The sequence below is a fragment of the Pseudomonas sp. GW821-FHT09A09 genome (assembly GCF_059418405.1).
This window is the reverse complement of the sequence record NZ_JBWKPU010000004.1, coordinates 215,996-237,694: the sequence shown is the minus strand read 5'-3', so window position 1 is coordinate 237,694 and position 21,699 is coordinate 215,996. Positions and strand designations below refer to the sequence as shown.

The window sequence follows — 21,699 nt, the reverse complement described above, 5'->3', positions numbered from 1 at the left end:
GGCACCCCCCCCCCCCCCCCCCCCCCCCCCCCCCCCCCGGGCTCCTACAGGGGAGGTGCTGGCTATGAATGATCAGCACACAGCAAAACGCCCGGTGCACTCCCATACACCGGGCGTTTTGCTATAGCCGTCTTGATCGTTACTGGAACAACGACTCACTCGACAAGCCATTCTTCTCGAGGATCTCACGCAAGCGCTTGAGGCCCTCTACCTGGATCTGACGCACCCGCTCGCGGGTCAGGCCAATCTCCAGGCCTACATCCTCCAGGGTGCTGCTCTCATGGCCGCGCAGACCGAAGCGGCGAATCACCACCTCACGCTGTTTGTCCGTAAGCTCCGACAGCCACTGGTCAATGCTTTGGGAAAGATCATCGTCCTGCAACAGCTCGCAAGGATCTGTAGGGCGATCATCCGTCAGGGTGTCCAGCAGGGTTTTATCCGAATCCGGACCCAGCGAGACATCGACCGAAGACACACGCTCGTTCAGGCCGAGCATGCGCTTGACCTCACCTACCGGTTTCTCCAGCAGGTTGGCGATTTCTTCGGGCGAAGGTTCATGATCGAGTTTTTGGGTAAGCTCACGCGCTGCCCGCAGGTAGACGTTGAGCTCCTTGACCACATGGATCGGCAACCGGATCGTACGGGTCTGATTCATGATCGCCCGTTCGATGGTCTGGCGAATCCACCAGGTGGCATAGGTTGAAAAGCGGAAGCCCCGCTCAGGGTCAAACTTCTCCACCGCCCGGATCAGGCCCAGGTTGCCTTCCTCGATCAGGTCCAACAGGGAGAGCCCACGATTGACATAACGTCGGGCGATTTTCACCACCAGGCGCAGGTTGCTTTCAATCATGCGCTTGCGCCCAGCCGGATCGCCCTTTTGCGACAAGCGCGCAAAATGGACTTCTTCTTCGGGAGTCAGCAGAGGGGAAAAGCCGATTTCATTGAGGTACAGCTGGGTCGCGTCGAGCGCCCGTGTGTAATCAATGTACTTGTGTTGCTTTAACGCGGTGGAGTTCTTGGATTTGGTGCGAACTGAAGGTGCAGCAGCCCCCTCATTATTCGACATCGATTCCGTATCGATGGGTTCTCCCATAAGGAGAAGCTCATCGTCGATGTCAAACTCCGGCGCTTCTTTACTGAGAGCCATTGTTATAGTCCTTTGGTGAGTTCGACCTCAAGCTCAAGCGACGCCTTTATCCTTGGCAACGCTGGAGCCTGTTCCTTCTACGTGAGGGAACAGGCTGTGCAACACATCAACGACGGGGCAGGAATTGCAGCGGATCTACAGGTTTTCCTTGGCGGCGAATCTCAAAGTGCAGTTTCACCCGGTCTGTACCAGTTGACCCCATTTCGGCAATTGTCTGTCCGACTTTGACCTGCTGCCCCTCCCGAACCAACAGCCTACGGTTGTGGCCGTAAGCACTGACGTAGGTATCGCTGTGCTTGATGATGACCAGCTCGCCGTAGCCCCGTAAACCACTCCCGGCGTACACCACTGTCCCATCAGACGCAGCTAAAACAGGCTGTCCCAAATCTCCGGCGATATCAATGCCTTTATTCAAACTACCGTTTGAAGAGAATTTTCCAATCAATACACCGTTCGAAGGCCATCCCCAACCGGTCGGCGCAGGGCCTGGAGGCGGCAACGGCGCGGGTGCCGGCTTGGTCGCAACCGCAGGCGCGGCGGTGCCTGCAGGCCGGGTAATGACGGTGGTTCGGCTCGAAGACGACGGCGAAGATCCGGTGTTTGTCACAACTCGCGTAGGCGTTGAACCCGTGCGCCCGTCAAAGCGAATGACCTGACCTATTTGTATCGTATAGGGCACAGGAATATTGTTACGAGCTGCGAGCGCCTTGTAATCCCAACCGTATCGGAAGGCGATCGAGAACAGCGTGTCCCCCTTTCGTACCACATATTGCCCGGTGGTGACCGTCGGCTTTTGAGGTACGGCACTGGCGTTGTTGCGGTCGACAACCCGCGCGCCGCTGGAGGGAGAGCTGGAGCAGCCCGCCAACAAGGAACTCAAGACAAGGCCAAGCACCAGTCGCTGAAAGCTTGTTTTACTCATACGCTGCGCAAGACCTGTGAGACTCACCCGCCGCTCCCTTTATGGTGGCTGAACATGAATGCCTGTATCAGGCTTGAAATATGACGCAAGTATAACTGGGCATTGGTTTTTTACCGGCACACGACCGAAACGAAAAATTCATCGTGTTTAAAGCCAACAACAGATCATGTTGACTTCATGAACCCCGCTGTAAGACACATCCCCACCAGCAGAATTCACTGCCCGCGCACAAATGATCAGGCCAGCGGGCCATTGAGCAACGGCACAAAGCGCACAGCACCCAGCACATGCCGTGAAAAACCTTCTTCCTCACGGATAATGAGCATCAATTGTTGCACTTCGCCGGAGCCCACGGGGATCACCAGCCGCCCGCCTGGGGCCAGTTGATCGAGCAGTGCCTGGGGAACATCGGTCGCCACGGCGGTGACAATGATGCCGTTGTACGGCGCGAGTGCCGGCCAGCCTTCCCAGCCATCTCCCCAGCGGAACACCACGTTGCGCAGATTCAGCTCCACCAGGCGTTCCTTGGCGCGGTCCTGCAGGACCTTGATGCGCTCCACCGAGAACACCCGCTCCACCAACTGCGAAAGCACGGCGGTCTGGTAACCCGAACCGGTGCCGATCTCCAGCACCTTGTCCAACGGCCCCGCCGCCAGCAGCAACTCGCTCATGCGCGCCACCATATAAGGCTGGGAGATGGTCTGGTTGTGGCCGATCGGCAACGCGGTGTCTTCGTAGGCGCGGTGCGCCAGGGCTTCATCGACAAACAAGTGCCGTGGCGTGCGCCGGATCACTTCCAGCACCTGCGCATTGGACAGGCCTTCTTCATACAGGCGCTGGATCAAACGCTCGCGGGTGCGCTGGGAGGTCATCCCGATGCCACGGCGCAGCAGGTCATCCTGTTCACGAGCCATCAGCGCAGCCTCTCCAGCCAGCCATCGAGACGACTGAAGGCATCACTGAAGGTGCGATCAAGTTGCAGCGGGGTAATCGAAACATAACCTTGCATCACCGCATGAAAGTCCGTGCCGGGGCCACCGTCTTCGGCATCGCCCGCTGCGGCAATCCAATAGCCTTCCTTGCCACGCGGGTCGACCACCTTCAACGGTGCCGCCGCACGGGCACGATGGCCCAGGCGCGTGAGCTGGATACCGCGGATGTGGTCGAGCGGCAGGTTGGGAATATTGACGTTGAGCACAGTACGCGGCGGCAGGTCCAGCGAACCGTGGGCCTCTACCAGCTTGCGCGCGAAATAGGCGGCAGTGGGCAGGTTATCCAGTTGCCGCGAGGCAAAGGAAAAGGCAAACGAGGTCCGGCCAAGAAAGCGCCCTTCAAGGGCCGCCGCCACCGTGCCGGAATACAGCACGTCATCGCCCAGGTTGGCGCCGAGGTTGATCCCCGACACCACCAGGTCCGGCTCACGGTCCAGCAGGCTGTTGATTGCCAGGTGCACACAGTCGGTGGGCGTGCCGTTCACACTGATAAAGCCATTGGCCAGGACTTGCGGGTGCAGCGGACGGTCGAGCGTCAGCGAACTGCTGGCGCCGCTCTTGTCCTGGTCCGGGGCGACCACCACGCACTCGGCGTAATCCTGCAGCGCAGCATAGAGCGCAGCAAGGCCGGGTGCGGTGGCACCGTCATCGTTTGATATCAGAATACGCATGGGTTGTCCGTCTGCCCCACCGGCACCAGATCAACAAGCTCGCGCACCAAGACAGTGGCGAAGCATCCGGCCGGCAGGACGAATTCCAATTGCAGAATGTCCAGCGACGGATAATGCCACGTCAACCCGCCAATGGGCAGTCGCAGAATGCGACGTTCCTGGCTCATGCCCGCCTTCACCAGCCAATCGCGCAAGTCCGCTTCACCGGCGGCGACCGACTGCTCCAGTTCAAAGGTTGCGCCCGTGGCCGGTGAATCACCTTCGCCCCACTGCGGCCCGGTGGGGTGCAGGTCGAGAATCGCCAGGCGCGGGTCGCTGCATTCAGCCTCCCCGGCCGGGAAGAAACTGCGGCTGTCGGTGAACGCCAGCAGATCGCCGACTTGCGCACGCTGCCAGGAGCCATCGGCCACCCGCGCCGCCAACACTTTGTTGAACAAGTAACTGCGCGCCGTGGACAGCAGGCGCGAACGCACATTGCGCTGCTCTGGCAAGGCTTTGCGCGCCGCCCACTCGCGGGCATCCACCACATTGCCACCGTTGTGGCCGAAGCGCTGGGCGCCGAAATAATTGGGAATGCCGTGTTGCGCAATCAGTTGCAACCGCGCATCGATGGCGGCGGTGTCACCGGCCAGCTGGGTCAGGCGCAGGGTGAAACCATTGGCCGAATGCGCGCCGCGTTGCAGCTTGCGTTTGTGACGCACGATTTTCAGGATCTTGAGCGTGTCGTTTTCTGCACCGCTCATGTCCGGGTCGGCCTTGCCGGGCAGCTGCACGCTGAACCACTGGCGGGTCAGCGCCTGGCGATCCTTGAGCCCGGCATAGCTGACCGTGCGCAACGGCACGCCCGCCGCCTTGGCGATACGCCGCGCAGCCTCTTCGGTATTGAGCCCGCGCTTCTCCACCCACAGCCAGAGGTGCTCGCCGTCGCCGGTCAGCGGGATGTCCAGCACTTCGTCGACCTGAAAATCTTCAGCCGTGGCTTTGAGTACCGCGCTGCCCAAGGCCTCGCCATAGGCCCGCGGGCCCAGCAGTTGCAGGTCATTCATGCGCGCAGCAACAAGGCAACGGAGTGCACCGCGATGCCCTCTTCACGACCGGTAAACCCGAGCTTTTCGGTGGTGGTGGCTTTCACGTTCACTTGATCCAGTTCAATTTGCAGGTCTGCGGCGATCAGCGTACGCATCGACTCGATATGCGGCGCCATTTTCGGTGCCTGGGCCACGATGGTGTTGTCGACGTTGCCGACCTTCCAGCCCTTGGCGTGGATCAGGCCGACCACGTGACGCAACAGCACACGGCTGTCCGCGCCCTTGAAGGTCGGGTCGGTGTCCGGAAAATGCTTGCCGATGTCACCCAACGCCGCAGCGCCGAGCAAGGCATCGCTCAAGGCATGCAACACGACATCGCCGTCGGAATGAGCCAGCAACCCATGGTGATGTGCAATGCGCACGCCACCCAAGGTGATGAAATCGCCGTCGGCGAAACGGTGCACATCATAGCCGTGACCAATACGCATAAAAAAACGCCCCGATTTAATTCAGGGCGTGATTCTACCTACTTTTGCCTGACATTAACCGAGCAAAGCACGTCCGTGATGACGCAAATGATCGTCAATGAAGCTGGCGATAAAGAAGTAACTGTGGTCATAGCCGGGTTGCAGGCGCAGTTCCAGCGGATGGTTGGCCGCCTTGGCCGCTTGCTGCAGGGCTTCGGGCTTGAGCTGGACTGCGAGGAAATCGTCACGGTCGCCCTGGTCCACCAGCAGTGGCAGTTTTTCCGAGGCTTCGCTGATCAGCACGCAGGCGTCCCATTCGCGCCACTTGGAGCGCTCTTCGCCCAAATAACGCGAGAAGGCCTTCTGGCCCCACGGGCAATCCATCGGGTTGTTGATCGGCGAGAACGCTGACACCGATTGGTAACGCCCGGGGTTGCGCAGCGCGCACACCAGCGCGCCATGCCCCCCCATGGAATGACCACTGATGCCACGCTTGTCCGAAGCCGGGAAATGCGCTTCAACCAGTGCCGGCAATTCCTGCACCACGTAGTCATGCATCCGATAGTGCTTGGCCCAAGGCGCCTGCGTGGCATTCAGATAGAAGCCCGCACCAAGGCCGAAATCCCAGGCGTTGTCCGGGTCGCCCGGCACACCGGGGCCACGGGGGCTGGTGTCCGGTGCCACGATGATCAACCCCAGTTCGGCCGCCATGCGCTGGGCGCCGGCCTTCTGCATGAAGTTCTCGTCGGTGCAGGTGAGACCGGACAGCCAGTACAACACCGGCAGCTTGCCGCCCTGCTCCGCTTGCGGCGGCAGGTAGACGGCGAAGGTCATGTCACAACCCAACACATCGGAATGATGCTTGTAGCGTTTATGCCAGCCGCCGAAGCTCTTCTGGCACGACAGGTTTTCCAGACTCATGGCCGACCTCAGAAGTGGATGACGGTACGAATGCTCTTGCCTTCATGCATCAGGTCAAACGCTTTGTTGATGTCTTCCAGGCCCATGGTGTGGGTGATGAAGGTGTCCAGCGGGATCTCGCCGGTCTGGGCCATTTCCACGTAGCTTGGCAATTCGCTGCGGCCGCGCACACCGCCGAACGCCGAACCACGCCAGACGCGCCCGGTGACCAATTGGAATGGGCGGGTAGCGATTTCCTGGCCTGCACCGGCCACGCCGATGATCACCGACTCGCCCCAGCCTTTGTGGCAGCACTCTAGGGCGGCGCGCATGAGTTGCACGTTGCCGATGCATTCGAAGGAGAAGTCCACGCCGCCGTCAGTCAGGTCGACGATCACATCCTGAATCGGGCGATCGTAGTCTTTCGGGTTGATGCAATCGGTAGCGCCCAGTTGCTTGGCGATTTCGAACTTGGCTGGGTTGATATCGATGGCAATGATGCGACCAGCCTTGGCCTTCACCGCGCCGATGACCGCCGACAAACCGATACCGCCCAGGCCGAAGATGGCCACGGTGTCACCCGGCTTGACCTTGGCGGTGTTGATCACCGCACCGATGCCGGTGGTGACGCCGCAACCCAGCAGGCAGACCTTTTCCAGCGGCGCTTCTTTAGGAATCTTGGCCACGGAAATTTCCGGTAGCACGGTGTACTCGGAGAAGGTCGAGGTGCCCATGTAGTGGAAAATCGGCTGGCCCTTGTAGGAGAAACGCGTGGTGCCGTCCGGCATCAGGCCCTTGCCCTGGGTGGAGCGAATGGCCTGGCACAGGTTGGTCTTGCCCGACAAGCAGAATTTGCACTTGCCGCATTCCGGGGTGTACAGCGGGATCACGTGGTCGCCCACGGCCACCGAGGTCACGCCCTCGCCGATCGCTTCAACCACCGCCCCGCCTTCGTGACCGAGGATCGACGGGAAGATGCCTTCCGGGTCTGCACCCGACAGGGTGTAGGCGTCGGTATGGCAGACACCGGACGCGACCACGCGCAACAGCACCTCGCCGGCCTTGGGCATGGCCACATCCACTTCAACAATCTCGAGGGGCTTCTTGGCTTCAAAGGCTACGGCGGCGCGGGACTTGATCATCCGGGTTTCTCCAGGGGGTTAAAAACTGAGACGGTGAGTGTAAAACATGGCCTGTTGATTAATAATCCAGCCAAAAGCAAAACTTTATTGCTGTACAGGGATAATCACCATGCTGGAAAACCGCTGGGAAGGCATTGATGAGTTTGTCGCTGTAGCCGAATGCAGCCAATTCACCGCCGCGGCCGAGCGACTTGGGGTGTCTTCGTCACACATCAGCCGGCAAGTGGCACGCCTGGAAGAGCGCCTGCAAACCCGCCTGCTCTATCGCAGTACGCGCAAGGTGACGCTGACCGAAGCGGGACAGACCTTTCTGCAGCATTGCCAGCGCCTGCAGGATGGACGTGAAGAAGCCCTGCGCGCAGTCGGCGACCTCACCAGCGAGCCCAAGGGCATGTTGCGCATGACCTGCGCGGTGGCGTACGGCGAACGCTTTATCGTGCCGCTGGTCACGCGGTTCATGGCCCTCTATCCGCAATTGCGCGTGGACATCGAACTGACCAACCGCCAACTGGACCTGGTGCACGAAGGCCTCGACCTGGCGATCCGCCTGGGCCGCCTGCAGGATTCACGCATGGTTGCCAGCCGCCTGGCGCCCCGGCGCATGTACTTGTGCGCTTCGCCGTCCTACCTGGAGCGGTATGGTCGGCCACATAGTTTGTCGGAATTGAGTCGGCACAATTGCCTGATCGGCAGCTCGGATATCTGGCAACTGGCACAGGACGGGCGGGAATTTTCCCAGCGTGTGCAGGGAAACTGGCGCTGCAACAGTGGGCAGGCGGTGCTGGACGCCGCGCTACAAGGGGTGGGGTTGTGCCAATTGCCGGATTATTACGTGCTGGAGCATTTGCACAGTGGTGCACTGGTGTCGCTGTTGGAAGCGCATCAGCCGCCGAATACGGCGGTGTGGGCGTTGTATCCGCAGCAGCGGCATTTGTCGCCGAAGGTCAGGAAGCTGGTGGACTTTTTGAAGGCTGGTTTAGCCGAACGCCCCGAGTATGAACACCCTCTGTAGGAGCCGGCTTGCCGGCGATGAGGCCAGTTGCATCATCATAAGCCTTGAGGACGCCATCGCCTGCAAGCCGGACTCCTACAAGGGATCCCGGTTAGCCCATCGCAATCTGAGCCACTCCAGATCTTCCGGCCGGGTTACTTTGATATTGTCCGAACGCCCTTCAATCAGGCGCGGTGCCTGGCCGGACCATTCCATGGCCGAGGCTTCATCGGTGATCACCGCATCGGCCACCAGGCTGTCAGCCAGCGCACGATGCAAAGCACCTAGGCGGAACATCTGCGGCGTGTAGGCCTGCCAGATCAAACTGCGGTCGACGGTTTCCACCACCCGACCGTGCTTGTCGACCCGCTTGAGCGTGTCGCGGGCTGGCACCGCCAACAGGCCGCCGACGGGGTCGTCCGCCAGTTCAGCCAACAGTTTGTCGAGATCGTCGCGACTCAGGTTCGGCCGCGCCGCATCATGCACCAACACCCAGTCGTCATCGCTGGCGCCCAGGGCATTGAGGTGCAGCAAGGCATTGAGTACCGAGCCCGATCGTTCCGAGCCGCCGTCCGCACGCTGAATACGCGGGTCGGCCGCACACGCAAGGCCAGGCCAATAAGGGTCATCAGAAGCAAGACTGACCACCAGGCCCTTGAGGCAAGGATGGTCGAGGAAACAGCCGAGGCTGTGTTCAAGAATAGTGCGCCCGCCCAGTTGCAAGTACTGCTTGGGACGGTCCGCAGCCATACGGGCACCCACGCCCGCGGCAGGAATCACGGCCCAGAAGGCCGGTAAGGAGTTGCTCATTGGGCCAACTGGTAGAGGGTTTCACCCTCCTTGACCATGCCCAACTCATGACGAGCCCGTTCTTCAACGGTCTCCGTGCCTTTTTTCAACTCAAGCACTTCGGCATCGAGGACGCGGTTGCGCTCCAGCAGACGTTCGTTTTCGGCATGCTGGTCGGCAATTTGCTGGGTCAGTTCTTTCACCTGCGCAAAGCTGCCATTACCCACCCAAAGGCGGTATTGCAGGCCAGCCAGCAACAAGAGCAAGACGAGGAACAACCAATTGGGACTGCGCATCGAAATCCGGGTATCCAGTAAAAAAAGACAGCCATGCAAAACTTTTGAAGCAACTGATAGCACGAAGCCTGGAAAAACCAGGCTTGTGCTTGATAGCCATCAGATTAGCGCCGAAATCCACTCCATCGAGTTTTTTCCGACGCAACCCGTCGACTTTTTACCATGCTTTACATCAAGTAGCGATCAGCCGCGGAACTCGCCACGACCGTTGTACTTGGCCTTGCCAGCCAGTTGCTCTTCGATGCGCAGCAATTGGTTGTACTTGGAAACGCGGTCGGAACGGCACAGGGAACCGGTCTTGATCTGACCCGCCGAAGTACCCACGGCCAGGTCGGCAATGGTGGAATCTTCGGTTTCGCCGGAGCGGTGGGAGATCACGGCGGTGTAGCCCGCAGCCTTGGCCATCTGGATGGCTTCCAGGGTTTCGGTCAGGGTGCCGATCTGGTTGAACTTGATCAGGATCGAGTTGGCGATCGACTTGTCGATGCCTTCTTTCAGGATCTTGGTGTTGGTCACAAACAGGTCGTCGCCCACCAATTGGATCTTCTCGCCGATTTTGTCGGTGAGGACTTTCCAGCCAGCCCAGTCAGACTCATCCAGGCCGTCTTCGATCGAGATGATCGGGTAGCGCTCGGTCAGGCCTTTGAGGTAGTCAGCGAAACCTTCGGAGGTGAACACGTGGCCTTCGCCGGACAGGTTGTATTTACCGTCCTCGTAGAACTCGCTGGCCGCGCAGTCCAGGGCCAGGGTCACGTCGGTGCCCAGCTTGTAGCCAGCGTTGGCCACGGCTTCGGAGATCACTTTCAGCGCATCTTCGTTGGACGCCAGGTTTGGTGCGAAACCACCTTCGTCACCCACCGCAGTGCTCAGGCCACGGGCCTTCAGCACAGCCTTGAGGTGGTGGAAAATCTCGGTGCCCATGCGCAGGCCTTCGGAGAAGGTCTTGGCGCCAACCGGCTGCACCATGAATTCCTGGATGTCGACGTTGTTATCGGCGTGCTCGCCACCGTTGATGATGTTCATCATCGGAACGGGCATCGAGTACACACCCGGGGTGCCGTTCAGGTTGGCGATGTGAGCGTACAGCGGCAGGTCCTGGTCCTGGGCAGCAGCCTTGGCAGCGGCCAGGGACACAGCGAGGATGGCATTGGCGCCCAGGCTGCCTTTGTTCTCGGTGCCGTCGAGCTTGATCATCGCCAGATCGAGGGCTTTCTGGTCAACAGGGTCTTTGCCCAGCAGCAGGTCGCGGATCGGGCCGTTGATGTTGGCGACGGCCTTGAGCACGCCCTTGCCCAGGTAACGGCTCTTGTCGCCATCACGCAGTTCCAGCGCTTCGCGCGAACCGGTAGACGCACCGGACGGCGCGCAAGCGCTGCCGATGATGCCGTTATCGAGAAGCACGTCGGCTTCGACGGTGGGGTTGCCACGGGAGTCGAGAACTTCACGACCTTTGATGTCGACGATTTTTGCCATTGTTGTAAACACTCCAAAGTTGACGAAAACGCTCTATACCGCTCGATTTAACTTGTGGTGCAAATTGCTTCTTTGTAGGAGCCGGCTTGCCGGCGACGGGGCCCGTTAGATCGCCACAAGGCTTGAAGGCGCCATCGCCGGCAAGCCGGATCCTACACAGGGATCGTGATGTTACGCGGTTTCGACGGCAGGGAAACGCTTGACCAGTTCGTCCAACTGCTTGAGCTGGGTCAGGAACGGCTCCAGCTTGTCCAGGCGCAGGGCGCAAGGGCCATCGCACTTGGCGTTGTCCGGGTCCGGGTGGGCTTCCAGGAACAGGCCCGCCAGCGACTGGCTGATGCCCGCCTTGGCCAGGTCCAGCACCTGGGCACGGCGCCCGCCCGCGGAGTCGGCGCGACCACCGGGCATTTGCAGCGCGTGGGTCACGTCGAAGAACACCGGGTATTCGAACTGTTTCATGATGCCGAAACCGAGCATGTCCACCACGAGGTTGTTGTAGCCGAAGCTCGAACCCCGCTCGCAGAGGATCAACTGGTCGTTACCCGCTTCCACGCACTTGTTCAGGATGTGTTTCATCTCCTGGGGCGCAAGGAACTGGGCTTTCTTGATATTGATCACAGCGCCGGTCTTGGCCATCGCGACGACCAGGTCGGTCTGGCGCGACAGGAAGGCCGGCAACTGGATGATGTCGCACACCTCGGCGACCACGGCAGCCTGCTCAGGCTCGTGGACGTCGGTGATGATCGGCACGCCGAAGGCTTGCTTGATGTCCTGGAAGATCCGCATGCCTTCTTCAAGGCCCGGGCCGCGATAGGAGGTCACGGACGAACGGTTGGCCTTGTCGAAGCTGGCCTTGAATACGTAAGGAATACCGAGTTTCTCGGCAACCTTGACGTACTCTTCGCAGACCTGCATCGCCATGTCGCGGCTTTCCAGCACGTTCATGCCGCCAAACAGCACCATGGGCTTGTCGTTGGCAATCTCGATGTCGCCGACGCGAATGATCTTCTGGGCCATCAGGGTTACGCCTTCTTCTGGTGTTGCGTCAGTGCAGCCTTGACGAAACCGCTGAACAGCGGGTGACCGTCACGCGGCGTCGAAGTGAACTCAGGGTGGAACTGGCACGCCACGAACCATGGATGATCCGGTGCTTCAACCACTTCAACCAGCGCGCCATCACCGGAGCGACCGGAGATTTTCAGGCCGGCTTCTTTGATCTGCGGCAGCAGGTTGTTGTTCACTTCGTAGCGGTGACGGTGACGCTCGACGATCACATCCTTGCCGTAGCAGTCGTGAACCAGCGAGCCCGGCTCCAGCAGGCAGTCTTGCGCGCCTAGGCGCATGGTGCCGCCCAGGTCGGACGCTTCGGTACGGACTTCAACGGCACCGGTGGCATCTTCCCACTCGGTGATCAGGCCCACGACCGGGTGGCCGCTCTTGCTGTCGAACTCGGTGGAGTTGGCGTCTTTCCAGCCCAGCACGTTACGAGCGAACTCGATGACGGCCACTTGCATGCCCAGGCAGATACCCAGGTACGGCACCTTGTTCTCACGAGCGTACTGCACCGCAGTGATCTTGCCTTCCACGCCACGCAGGCCGAAACCGCCCGGGACGAGGATCGCGTCGACACCTTCGAGCAGCGCAGTGCCCTGGTTCTCGATGTCTTCAGAGTCGATGTAGCGCAGGTTGACCTTGGTACGGTTGCTGATACCGGCGTGGCTCATCGCTTCGATCAGCGATTTGTACGCGTCCAGCAGCTCCATGTACTTGCCGACCATGGCGATGGTGACTTCGTGCTCAGGGTTGAGCTTGGCGTCAACCACGGCGTCCCACTCGGACAGGTCCGCACCACCGCATTGCAGGCCGAAACGCTCGACCACAAAATCGTCCAGGCCTTGCGAGTGCAGGATGCCCGGGATCTTGTAGATGGTATCGGCGTCTTCCAGCGCGATCACCGCGCGTTCTTCAACGTTGGTGAACTGCGCGATCTTGCGACGCGAGGAAATGTCGATCGGGTGATCGGAGCGGCACACCAGCACGTCCGGCTGCAGGCCGATGGAACGCAGTTCCTTGACCGAGTGCTGGGTGGGCTTGGTTTTGGTCTCGCCGGCGGTGGCGATGTACGGCACCAGGGTGAGGTGCATCAGCATCGCGCGCTTGGCACCGACTTCGAAACGCAACTGGCGGATGGCTTCGAGGAACGGTTGGGATTCGATGTCACCCACGGTGCCACCGATCTCGACCATCGCCACGTCGGCGTCGCCTGCACCCTTGATGATGCGGCGCTTGATTTCGTCGGTGATGTGCGGGATCACCTGGATGGTTGCACCCAGGTAGTCACCACGGCGCTCTTTGCGCAGCACGTGCTCGTAAACACGGCCAGTGGTGAAGTTGTTGTTCTGGGTCATGGTCGTGCGGATGAACCGCTCGTAGTGGCCCAGGTCCAGATCGGTCTCGGCGCCGTCATGAGTGACGAACACTTCACCGTGCTGGAACGGGCTCATGGTGCCCGGGTCAACGTTGATGTACGGGTCCAGCTTGAGCATGGTGACCTTAAGTCCCCGCGCCTCCAGGATGGCCGCCAATGAAGCGGAGGCAATGCCTTTCCCCAATGAAGAAACAACACCGCCCGTGACGAATATGTAGCGCGTCATGAAAAACCCTAGAAGTCTGCGTTAAAGCGGTCCGAGCCGCCGGGGAAAGCGAAGGAAGGCCGAAGCCCCCGATCACCTGCATTAATCACAGTGCACCTTTCAAAAAAACCGCCGCGTTGTGACAGACCAGCAGTGAAACACCGGTACGTTGATCGCTACACATTTTTTGGAATCGCCCAGCAAAGACTGCTTGGTAATCGGCAACTGCTGCGATTCAGGAGAATCCACAGAAGTTGTATCAAGAAGGGAGCGTAGTCTACCGGAAAGGCTCTATCAGCTCAAACCTCTATCGCAGCTCTGTGGCGTCCAATGCAATTGCCAGTCGGTTGCCGGGCCGCGCCACAGCCCGGCAAGGGTTGGGGCAGCCAGCAATTGCTCACCCTCATACAGCAGCGGCAATCTGCCACGGATGAAGCCCGGCACCCCGCATTCATTAAGCAGGCGCTTCAAGTCACGCCGCCCGCGACCTGGCACTTCCACGATTTCACCGCCCTGGCGATAGCGAACTTCAAAGGCCCCCTCAGGCACCCTGCCGGCAAATTCCAGCTGGCCATTGCCCGGTAACGCCAGTGGGTTTTGTGAATGACTCCAACGCACTGCGTCGCCCGAAAAATCCGACCAAGTGACAGGCAACCACCAGATGCGCTCGCCACAACGGTGCAATTCACCGTCCGCCAGGCGCCATAGGGGTTGTGCATCACCCTTGGCGTCGCGCAAGGCGTTCCAGCCTGCCCAGTGGTCGCTGTCGGGCAAACGGGTCAGAGGGTTCAACCAATGACGCAAGGCATTTCTTTGACGGGCGTCAGAAAGCTCGCGCAATGGCGCAAGAGCCAGAGATGGTAAAGGCAGCCAGGGAAAGGGTGAGGGTTGATCGGCAGCGTGCAGATCCATCCGAGCCAGCTCATCCAACAGGCCCTGGGCTTCACTCAGATGCTCAGCAGTACGCGCCAGGCTCGAGACGGCCTGGGGCCAGCGCTCAGTGAGCACGGGAAACACACGATGACGCAGGTAGTTGCGGGAAAAACGCGGGTCGGCATTGGACGGGTCTTCGATCCATTTGAGCTGATGCGCGTGGGCGTAAGCTTCCAGTGCTTCACGCGAGACATCCAGCAGAGGCCGCACCAGGTAACCATCCGCCAATGGGCGCTGCACCGGCATGGCCGCCAACCCGCGCACGCCTGCCCCGCGTAGCAAGCGGAAGAGCAGGGTTTCAACCTGGTCATCGCGATGCTGGCCCGTCAGCAGCACGTGCCCTGCCCCGGTCACCTCGGCAAAGGCCTGGTAGCGTGCGTCACGGGCAGCACGCTCAAGGCTGGCACCGGGCTGGACCTGCACACGCATGATCCGCAGCGGCACGCCCAACTTGTCGCATACCGACTGACAATGCTCCGGCCACAGGTCAGCAGCCGCTTGCAGGCCATGGTGCACATGCACAGCACTGAGGTGTGGCAGGGTTTCGGTGTTTGCCAGGGAGGCCAGGAGGTGCAGCAGGACGGTGGAATCAAGGCCACCCGAGAATGCGATGTGCCAGGCTGGGGCGTTGCGCCAGGGGGCCAGGGTTTGCAGGAGTTTGGCGATTAAGGTGGGCTTCATAGCAAGGTACCGCCATCAATCCGGAATGCAATAGCCCAGCATACACAAAGCAAATGTGGGAGCGGGCTTGTGTAAGAGCGTGGCTTGCCCGCGATGCAGACGCCTCGGTTTTGCAGTTGCACCGAGGTGATGCTATCGCAGGCAAGCCAGCTCCCACACAAGCCGGCTCCCACATTGGGTATTGCGTGGGTCTTAGAGACCGTAGCTCATCAGGCGCTCGTAGCGACGGGCCAGCAGCGCTTCGTTATCCAGCTTCTTGAGCATCGCCAATTGCGAAGCCAGCTCAGCACGGATGGTGGCAGACGCGGCAGCCGGGTCGCGGTGGGCGCCGCCCAATGGCTCGGCGATCACTTTGTCCACGATACCCAGGCCTTTGAGGCGATCAGCGGTGATGCCCATGGCTTCCGCAGCGTCCGGTGCCTTTTCTGCGGTTTTCCACAGGATCGAGGCGCAACCTTCCGGCGAGATCACCGCGTAGGTCGAGTATTGCAGCATGTTCAGCTGGTCGCACACGCCAATGGCCAGTGCACCACCGGAACCACCTTCACCAATCACGGTGGCGATGATCGGGGTTTTCAGGCGGGCCATGACGCGCAGGTTCCAGGCGATGGCTTCGCTCTGGTTGCGTTCTTCGGCGTCGATACCTGGGTAAGCACCCGGGGTGTCGATGAAGGTCAGGATCGGCATCTTGAAACGTTCAGCCATTTCCATCAGGCGGCAGGCTTTACGGTAACCTTCCGGACGCGGCATACCGAAGTTGCGGCGCACTTTCTCACGCACTTCACGGCCTTTCTGGTGACCGATCACCATCACCGGCTGGTCGTCCAGGCGAGCGATACCGCCCACGATGGCCGCGTCGTCAGAGAAGTGACGGTCGCCGTGCAGTTCATCGAACTCGGTGAAAATGTGCTGGATGTAGTCCAGGGTGTACGGACGGCGCGGGTGGCGGGCCAAGCGCGCGATCTGCCAGCTGGTCAGCTTGCCGAAGATGTCTTCGGTGAGCGTCTTGCTCTTGTCTTGCAGGCGGGAGATTTCATCGCCGATATTCAGCGAATTGTCATTGCCGACCAGGCGCAGCTCTTCGATCTTGGCTTGCAGGTCAGCGATCGGCTGTTCGAAATCAAGAAAATTCGGGTTCATAAGCGTCCGTCTTGGGTCGACGGCCAGGGAGTGCCTGGCCAGCCGGTTGTCTATTCGCGCCCTACCTTAAGGGAGAGGCGCGTTTAGGTCGAGATTAAATGTTCAGTCGAGATCAGGTGCCCTGACCGTCAACGGTATTGGAGGAAGACGTTGTCTCGCCCGAACTGGTCACGCAAAGCTTGAATCAAGCCATCGGCGGGATCAATTCGCCAGGTCTCGCCAAACTGCAACATGGCCTTGGCGTCGTTGCCGGTGTACTCCATGGTCACCGGGCACGCGCCACGGTGGCGTTTGAGCAGGTCACCCAACCAGCGTAGCTGATCGCCCTTGAGCGCTTCGGTTTTCACCTTCAAGCGCAGGCTTTCAGCCAGGTTGGTGCGGGCATCTTCCATGCTCATCACCCGCTTGATCCGCAGGCGCAGGCCGCCGGAGAAGTCATCGTTGCTGACCTCCCCTTCCACCACCACCATGGCGTCGGTCTGCAGCAGCGACTGGGCGGAGTGGAACGCGTCGGCAAACAGCGAGGCTTCGATACGGCCCGAGCGGTCGTCAAGGGTGATGAAGCCCATCTTGTCGCCCTTTTTGTTCTTCATTACCCGCAGGGCGATGATCATGCCGGCAACGGTCTGGGTATCCCGTGCAGGCTTGAGGTCGATGATGCGTTGACGGGCGAAGCGGCGGATCTCGCCTTCGTACTCGTCAATCGGGTGACCGGTGAGGTACAGGCCCAAGGTGTCTTTTTCACCCTTGAGGCGCTCCTTGAGGGTCAGCTCCTTGGCCTTGCGGTGGTTACCGTACACATCGGCATCTTCCTCGACGAACAGCCCGCCAAACAGGTCGGCGTGACCACTGTCGTGGGTGCGCGCGGTTTGCTCGGCGGCCTTGATCGCTTCTTCCATGGCGGTCAACAGCACCGCGCGGTTACGGTCGATGTTCGCCTGGTAGGCCTTGGGCTCATCATGGAAATACGGGCCAAGACGGTCGAGTGCACCGCTGCGGATCAGGCCATCGAGGGTTCGCTTGTTGATGCGCTTGAGGTCAACCCGCGCACAGAAGTCGAACAGGTCCTTGAACGGCCCGTCCTGACGCGCCTCGGTGATCGCTTCCACCGGACCTTCACCCACACCCTTGATCGCGCCCAGGCCATAGATGATGCGGCCTTCGTCGTTCACCGTGAACTTGAACTCCGAGGCGTTCACGTCCGGCGCGTCGAGGCGCAGCTTCATGGTGCGCACTTCCTCGATCAAGGTCACGACCTTGTCGGTGTTGTGCATATCCGCCGAGAGTACCGCGGCCATGAACGGCGCCGGGTAGTGAGCTTTCAGCCAGGCGGTCTGGTACGACACCAGGCCGTAGGCGGCGGAGTGGGATTTGTTGAAGCCGTAGCCGGCGAATTTCTCTACCAGATCGAAGATGTTACCGGCCAGGTCCGCGTCAATATTGTTGGTGGCGCAACCCTCAATGAAACCGCCACGCTGCTTGGCCATTTCCTCGGGTTTTTTCTTACCCATGGCTCGACGCAACATGTCCGCGCCGCCGAGTGTGTAACCGGCCATCACCTGGGCGATCTGCATCACCTGTTCCTGGTACAGGATGATGCCGTAGGTCGGTGCCAATACAGGCTTGAGGCCTTCGTACTGGTAGTCGGAGTGCGGGTACGCCAGCTCGGCGCGGCCGTGCTTACGGTTGATGAAGTCATCCACCATGCCCGATTGCAGCGGGCCCGGACGGAACAGGGCCACCAGTGCGATCAAGTCTTCCAGGCAGTCGGGCTTGAGCTTCTTGATCAGCTCCTTCATGCCGCGGGATTCAAGCTGGAACACCGCCGTGGTTTCAGCTTTTTGCAGCAGGGTGTAGGTCGGCTTGTCGTCCAGCGGGATGAACGCGATGTCCAGCGGCTCCTCGCCCACCTTGGCGCGGTCGCGGTTGATGGTCTTGAGCGCCCAGTCGATGATCGTCAGGGTTCGCAGGCCGAGGAAGTCGAACTTCACCAGGCCGGCCGCCTCCACGTCATCCTTGTCGAACTGGGTTACAAGGCCGTCGCCTTCTTCGTCGCAATAGATCGGCGAAAAGTCTGTGAGCTTGGTCGGGGCGATAACCACACCACCGGCGTGCTTGCCAACGTTACGCACCACGCCTTCGAGCTTGCGGGCCATATCCCAGATTTCGGCGGCTTCTTCATCGACCTTGATGAAGTCACGCAGGATCTCTTCCTGCTCAAAGGCCTTTTCCAGGGTCATGCCGACTTCGAACGGGATCATCTTCGACAGGCGATCCGCCAGGCCGTAGGACTTGCCCTGCACCCGCGCCACGTCACGGATTACCGCCTTGGCCGCCATGGAGCCGAAGGTGATGATCTGGCTGACCGCGTTGCGACCGTATTTCTCGGCCACGTATTCGATGACGCGGTCACGACCGTCCATGCAGAAGTCGACGTCGAAGTCGGGCATGGAAACCCGCTCCGGGTTCAGGAACCGTTCGAACAGCAGGTCATATTCCAGCGGGTCAAGGTCGGTGATCTTCTGCACATAGGCCACCAGCGAGCCAGCACCTGACCCCCGGCCAGGCCCCACAGGCACGCCGTTATTCTTGGCCCACTGGATAAAGTCCATCACGATCAGGAAGTAACCGGGGAACCCCATCTGGATAATGATATCCAGCTCGAAATTCAGCCGGTCGACATACACCTGGCGCTTGGCGTCGTAATCTTCGGTGGTGTCCTTGGGCAGGAGGACCGCGAGCCGCTCTTCCAGACCGTCAAACGACACTTTGCGGAAATACTCATCGATGGTCATGCCATCGGGAATCGGGAAGTTGGGCAGGAAGTGCTTGCCCAGCTTCACTTCGATATTGCAGCGTTTGGCGATTTCGACGGAGTTTTCCAGCGCCTCGGGCAGGTCGCTGAACAGCTCGGCCATTTCATCGGCGCTTTTGAGGTACTGCTCTTCGCTGTAGTTCTTCGAACGACGCGGGTCATCCAGGGCCCGGCCTTCGCCGATACACACGCGAGTTTCGTGGGCCTCGAAGTCTTCCTTCTTGATAAAGCGCACGTCGTTGGTGGCCACCAGTGGCGCGCCCAGCTTGTCGGCCAGGGCCACGGCTGCGTGCAGGTGCTCTTCATCGTTGGGGCGGTTGGTGCGCTGGACTTCCAGGTAGAAACGGTCGGGGAAGACCTGCATCCACTCGCTGGCCAGCACTTCGGCTTCCTGGGGATTGCCGCCCAGCAGCGCGATACCGATCTCACCCTCTTTAGCGGCCGATAGCATGATCAGGCCTTCGCTGGCCTCGGCGACCCACTCGCGCTCGATGATGATCGAGCCGTTGCGCTGGCCGTCGATAAAACCACGGGAAATCAGTTCGGTGAGGTTGCGATAACCGACGCCATTCATCGCCAGCAGGCTGATGCGGCTCAGGGGGTTATCCGGGTCTTTGTTGGAGAGCCACAAGTCGGCGCCGCAGATCGGCTTGATGCCAGCGCCCATGGCGTTCTTGTAGAACTTGACCAGGGAACACATGTTGTTCTGATCGGTCACCGCGACCGCAGGCATGTTCATGCCCACCAGGGTTTTGACCAGCGGTTTGATCCGTACCAGGCCGTCGACCAGGGAGTATTCAGTGTGCAGGCGTAGGTGAACGAATGAAGCCGGCATAGTGATCTCTTATACGTGGAAAACAACAAGGCCCGGATTGTACCGGGCCTTGGCAAAAACATCAGCCTCGCGACTAAACCTCGCTGAGGCTCTCCCGCGCCTCGTAAGCCTGGCGCACCGGGGCGAACGAGCGGCGGTGGATCGGCGTGGGGCCCAGGCGAGCCAGGGCTTCCAGATGAACGGGCGTCGGGTAGCCTTTATGACCACCGATACCGTAGCCGGGGTAGATCAACTCAAAAGCCGCCATTTCACGGTCACGGCTGACCTTGGCCAGGATCGAGGCGGCGGCAATGGCTGGCACCTTACTGTCCCCCTTCACCACCGCTTCAGCTGGCATGGCCAGCTTGGGGCAACGGTTGCCGTCGATCATCGCCAGTTTTGGCGTGACGTGCAGGCCTTCCACCGCGCGCTGCATCGCGAGCATGGTGGCATGGAGGATGTTCAACTCGTCGATTTCCTCGACTTCGGCTCGGGCGATATGCCAGCTCAGGGCTTTCTCGCAGATCTCGTCGAAAAGCTTTTCGCGGCGGGCCTCAGTGAGCTTTTTCGAGTCGTTGAGACCGAGGATCGGGCGGTTCGGATCAAGAATCACCGCGGCCGTGACGACAGCACCGCACAACGGGCCGCGCCCTACTTCGTCAACGCCGGCCACCAATTCATGGGCTTCGGCAACCAGACTGAAATCCAGACCCATTTGCGTCGTCATAGGGCTTCCTGTTTGTGGCCGATCAAGGTCAGCACGGCATCCGCCGCCTGGTTCGACGCATCACGGCGAAGGGTGCGGTGAATCTCGTCAAAGCCACGGGTTTGCTCTTCGCCACCCTCGATCAGCGGGAAGAGCGTTTGTGCCAGGGCTTGCGGCGTCGCATCGTCCTGCAACAACTCCGGCACCAGCAGGCGCTGGGCCAGCAGGTTGGGCAAGGAGATGTAAGGGCTTTTGACCATGCGCTTGAGAATCCAGAAGGTCAGCGGCGCCAGACGATAGGCCACGACCATCGGGCGCTTGTACAGCAAGGCTTCCAGGGTGGCGGTACCGGAGGCGATCAACACCGCATCGCAGGCCGCCAACGCCAGGTGCGACTGACCGTCGAGCAAGGTCAACGGCAGGTTGCGGCCTTCCAGCAGTGTTTCGATCTGTGCCCGGCGTTGCGGGCTGGCGCACGGCAGCACAAAACGTACCCCGGGCTTCAAGGCCATCAAACGCTCGGCAGCATCAAAAAACAGCGCCCCCAGCCGACCGACTTCACCGCCGCGACTGCCCGGCATCAATGCGACCAACGGGCCGTCAGGCAAACCCAACTCGGCACGGGCAGCCGCGCGGTCGGCTTGCAGCGGAATGGCGTCGGCCAGGGTGTGGCCAACAAACCGCACCGGTACGCCCTTTTCTTCGTAGAACCTGGCCTCAAACGGCAGCAGGGTCAGCATCAGGTCGCAGCCTTCACGGATCTTCAGCACGCGCTTCTGCCGCCACGCCCACACTGACGGACTGACGTAATGCACGGTCTTGATCCCGGCCTGACGCAACTTGAGTTCGATATTAAGGGTGAAGTCCGGCGCGTCGATTCCGATAAAGACGTCGGGCTTTTCTTCGATGAGCGTCTGGATCAGCAGCTTGCGGCGGGCGAGCAGCTCACGCAGCCGGCCCAGCACTTCCACCAACCCCATGACCGACAAACGCTCCATGGGAAAGTAGGAAGTGAGGCCTTCGGCCTCCATCAGCGGGCCACCCACGCCAATGAACTCCACCGCAGGATGCTGGGCCTTGAGGGCCCGCATCAAACCTGCACCCAGAATATCGCCGGAAGCTTCTCCGGCCACCAACGCGATACGCAGATTGGCCATGA

The 21,699-nt window shown here is 60.4% G+C and carries 19 protein-coding genes; 1 reads left to right on the top strand and 18 read right to left on the bottom strand.

Translation table 11 applies throughout. From position 1 onward, the window contains the following. Positions 1 to 139 precede the first annotated feature (139 nt). From rpoS to AC07OV_RS05415, 8 genes are all read right to left on the bottom strand, one after another. Positions 140 to 1,147 carry an RNA polymerase sigma factor RpoS gene (gene rpoS, locus AC07OV_RS05450; RefSeq protein WP_176994711.1) on the bottom strand — a complete coding sequence of 336 codons (1,008 nt, stop codon included), beginning with the start codon at positions 1,145 to 1,147 and terminating at the stop codon, positions 140 to 142. Between the two features lie 106 nt (positions 1,148 to 1,253). Continuing rightward, the gene (locus AC07OV_RS05445; RefSeq protein WP_176994710.1) at positions 1,254 to 2,096 is read right to left on the bottom strand and encodes a peptidoglycan DD-metalloendopeptidase family protein; all 843 of its coding nucleotides are present in this window, start codon (positions 2,094 to 2,096) and stop codon (positions 1,254 to 1,256) included. A 209-nt stretch (positions 2,097 to 2,305) separates the two neighbouring features. Next, positions 2,306 to 2,941, bottom strand: a complete 636-nt coding sequence (locus tag AC07OV_RS05440) for a protein-L-isoaspartate(D-aspartate) O-methyltransferase (RefSeq protein ID WP_010176736.1) — start codon at positions 2,939 to 2,941, stop codon at positions 2,306 to 2,308. A gap of 41 nt (positions 2,942 to 2,982) precedes the next feature. Next, positions 2,983 to 3,732: a 5'/3'-nucleotidase SurE gene (gene surE, locus AC07OV_RS05435; protein ID WP_494998187.1), complete on the bottom strand. Its 750-nt coding sequence runs from the start codon at positions 3,730 to 3,732 to the stop codon at positions 2,983 to 2,985. Then, positions 3,720 to 4,778 (bottom strand): tRNA pseudouridine(13) synthase TruD, encoded by a 1,059-nt coding sequence (gene truD / locus AC07OV_RS05430; RefSeq protein WP_494998188.1) that lies wholly within the window; start codon positions 4,776 to 4,778, stop codon positions 3,720 to 3,722. The genes surE and truD overlap by 13 nt, the downstream gene beginning before the upstream one ends. Continuing rightward, positions 4,775 to 5,248, bottom strand: coding sequence for a 2-C-methyl-D-erythritol 2,4-cyclodiphosphate synthase (ispF, locus tag AC07OV_RS05425; RefSeq protein WP_176994707.1), 474 nt, complete (start codon positions 5,246 to 5,248; stop codon positions 4,775 to 4,777). The genes truD and ispF overlap by 4 nt, the downstream gene beginning before the upstream one ends. 54 nt (positions 5,249 to 5,302) lie before the next feature. Next, positions 5,303 to 6,148, bottom strand: a complete 846-nt coding sequence (gene fghA / locus AC07OV_RS05420) for an S-formylglutathione hydrolase (RefSeq protein ID WP_495091737.1) — start codon at positions 6,146 to 6,148, stop codon at positions 5,303 to 5,305. 8 nt (positions 6,149 to 6,156) lie between these two features. Further along, the gene (locus AC07OV_RS05415) at positions 6,157 to 7,269 is read right to left on the bottom strand and encodes an S-(hydroxymethyl)glutathione dehydrogenase/class III alcohol dehydrogenase (protein WP_010212435.1); all 1,113 of its coding nucleotides are present in this window, start codon (positions 7,267 to 7,269) and stop codon (positions 6,157 to 6,159) included. A gap of 109 nt (positions 7,270 to 7,378) precedes the next feature. On the opposite strand from AC07OV_RS05415, the gene AC07OV_RS05410 reads away from it, so the two are divergent. After that, positions 7,379 to 8,281, top strand: coding sequence for a LysR substrate-binding domain-containing protein (locus tag AC07OV_RS05410; protein ID WP_176994704.1), 903 nt, complete (start codon positions 7,379 to 7,381; stop codon positions 8,279 to 8,281). A gap of 75 nt (positions 8,282 to 8,356) precedes the next feature. On the opposite strand, the gene ispD is transcribed toward AC07OV_RS05410, so the two are convergent. From ispD to lpxB, 10 genes are all read right to left on the bottom strand, one after another. Continuing rightward, positions 8,357 to 9,070, bottom strand: coding sequence for a 2-C-methyl-D-erythritol 4-phosphate cytidylyltransferase (ispD, locus tag AC07OV_RS05405; RefSeq protein ID WP_495091736.1), 714 nt, complete (start codon positions 9,068 to 9,070; stop codon positions 8,357 to 8,359). Further along, positions 9,067 to 9,345, bottom strand: a complete 279-nt coding sequence (ftsB, locus tag AC07OV_RS05400) for a cell division protein FtsB (RefSeq protein ID WP_017137157.1) — start codon at positions 9,343 to 9,345, stop codon at positions 9,067 to 9,069. The genes ispD and ftsB overlap by 4 nt, the downstream gene beginning before the upstream one ends. Positions 9,346 to 9,528: 183 nt before the next feature. Continuing rightward, positions 9,529 to 10,818 (bottom strand): phosphopyruvate hydratase, encoded by a 1,290-nt coding sequence (eno, locus tag AC07OV_RS05395; protein ID WP_176994702.1) that lies wholly within the window; start codon positions 10,816 to 10,818, stop codon positions 9,529 to 9,531. 171 nt (positions 10,819 to 10,989) lie between these two features. Further along, positions 10,990 to 11,835, bottom strand: a complete 846-nt coding sequence (gene kdsA, locus AC07OV_RS05390) for a 3-deoxy-8-phosphooctulonate synthase (protein WP_495091735.1) — start codon at positions 11,833 to 11,835, stop codon at positions 10,990 to 10,992. A gap of 5 nt (positions 11,836 to 11,840) precedes the next feature. Continuing rightward, entirely contained in the window at positions 11,841 to 13,472 is a 1,632-nt protein-coding gene (gene pyrG, locus AC07OV_RS05385) for a CTP synthase (protein ID WP_034096253.1), read from the bottom strand. A gap of 273 nt (positions 13,473 to 13,745) precedes the next feature. Next, the gene (tilS, locus tag AC07OV_RS05380) at positions 13,746 to 15,065 is read right to left on the bottom strand and encodes a tRNA lysidine(34) synthetase TilS (RefSeq protein ID WP_495091734.1); all 1,320 of its coding nucleotides are present in this window, start codon (positions 15,063 to 15,065) and stop codon (positions 13,746 to 13,748) included. 192 nt (positions 15,066 to 15,257) lie between these two features. Then, positions 15,258 to 16,205, bottom strand: a complete 948-nt coding sequence (locus tag AC07OV_RS05375; protein ID WP_016974415.1) for an acetyl-CoA carboxylase carboxyltransferase subunit alpha — start codon at positions 16,203 to 16,205, stop codon at positions 15,258 to 15,260. Positions 16,206 to 16,333: 128 nt separating this feature from the next. Next, entirely contained in the window at positions 16,334 to 19,855 is a 3,522-nt protein-coding gene (dnaE, locus tag AC07OV_RS05370; RefSeq protein WP_494998191.1) for a DNA polymerase III subunit alpha, read from the bottom strand. Between the two features lie 73 nt (positions 19,856 to 19,928). Further along, complete coding sequence (gene rnhB / locus AC07OV_RS05365) at positions 19,929 to 20,561, bottom strand: ribonuclease HII (protein ID WP_178919020.1); 633 nt, start codon at positions 20,559 to 20,561, stop codon at positions 19,929 to 19,931. Next, complete coding sequence (lpxB, locus tag AC07OV_RS05360) at positions 20,558 to 21,697, bottom strand: lipid-A-disaccharide synthase (RefSeq protein WP_495091733.1); 1,140 nt, start codon at positions 21,695 to 21,697, stop codon at positions 20,558 to 20,560. The genes rnhB and lpxB overlap by 4 nt, the downstream gene beginning before the upstream one ends. Positions 21,698 to 21,699: the final 2 nt, after the last annotated feature.